The sequence below is a fragment of the Ruminococcus sp. FC2018 genome, from assembly GCF_000621805.1.
Classification (GTDB): Bacteria; Bacillota; Clostridia; order Oscillospirales; family Ruminococcaceae; genus Hominimerdicola.
Map to the genome: position 1 here is coordinate 1 of NZ_JHXH01000031.1, position 1,328 is coordinate 1,328.

The 1,328-nt window shown below is 52.0% G+C and carries 1 protein-coding gene; it reads right to left on the bottom strand.

Annotated elements, in window-relative coordinates; genetic code table 11:
• The coding region (pglX, locus tag T494_RS0111530; protein ID WP_028506417.1) for a BREX-1 system adenine-specific DNA-methyltransferase PglX at positions 1–1,328 on the bottom strand (1,328 nt) is incomplete at both ends.

Consider the following 1,328-nt stretch of genomic DNA (forward strand, 5'->3'; position numbering starts at 1 on the left):
GAGCCGCCCATATACGGCGGATTGGTGCACACCACATCGTACCGCTGCGAAAGTATCTTGTAAAGCTGCATCATTCGCTCAAGCTGCTGTGCGTTGAACCCGATCACCCCGTGAAACTCGTCGATCGCCTCGTCAAGTCCCTGTATTTCCTGCACGTCTATCAGCGAGCCGTAGGTGTCGCAGTTCTCAAACTGCCCTGCAAGCTGCGCTATCTCCCCCGTCAGCATATCTGTGCTGAATCTGCCGATGTCCTGAAAATTCGCAAGATTCGGCGTGCAGGCACCCTCTGCCGACAGACTCAGCAGCCTGCGGTTGTACTGCCTTGCTTTCATCATCAGCGAGAAATACGCCAGCTGATACGCACGGCGGTCAATGTCCAGCCCGTACAGGTTCTTTGTGATTATACTAACCGCTGCATCACGCTCGCTCCAGCCCTGCTGCGTGTAAATGCTCATCAGCAGGTCAAACGCATACACGAGGATATGCCCCGACCCCATACACGGGTCAAGGAACTTGATCTGCTCGGGCTTTATCTGCGCATACTCCGCCCGCAGCTTTTCAAGCTCTGCCTTTACAGATTCCTCCTGCTGTGCTTCTTCAAGATAGTATTTCCAGTCGGCAGAATCAATCTTGCCGTGACCCTCTGCCCACAGCCGACCGAGGGAGTTTTCCACCATATACCGAACTATCCAGTCGGGAGTGAAAAGCTGTGTTGCCGCTGGTATGTCGTCCTTACTGATCTTGATATTCTTTTTCAGATTTGCAAAAACCTTGTCCTTGGGCTCGCTGTTGTAATACTGATACAGCCACCCGATGATCTGCACCTGATCCTGCCAATCCTGCTGCGGAATATCCTTTACCATTCGTGCAATTACGCTGTCCTCACGCAGCAGATTTCTCGGGAACAAAAGCTCCGTCCAGCCGCCTATCTGCTCAAAAAGCTCGGGCAGCCCCTTATTCAGAGCATTGCACTGCGCTATCAGCAGATACTTGTAAAGCGTTTCGTTATCCTGTGCATCTATCAGATCAACTATGTACGACTTATCAAGCCCTTCGATCTCAACATCGAGAGCCTGCGAAAGTATTTCCGGTTTGAACTCATCGCTTTCGTTCGAGAAAACCTTTATCCTCGTTGGCAGGTAGCCATTGACCTCCATGTAACGCAGAGCTGTGAACCTGTTGAACCAGGTGTACGCAGCCTCCTCCATCACATTGTCAAAGCCCTTTTCGTTTATCCTTGCGATGAGCTGTGAACGCTGGCTTTTCTCGGTCGGTGTAAGCGGTCTGCCGCTGACCTGATCAAGCGCAGCAGTGTTCTCGCCGTCCTT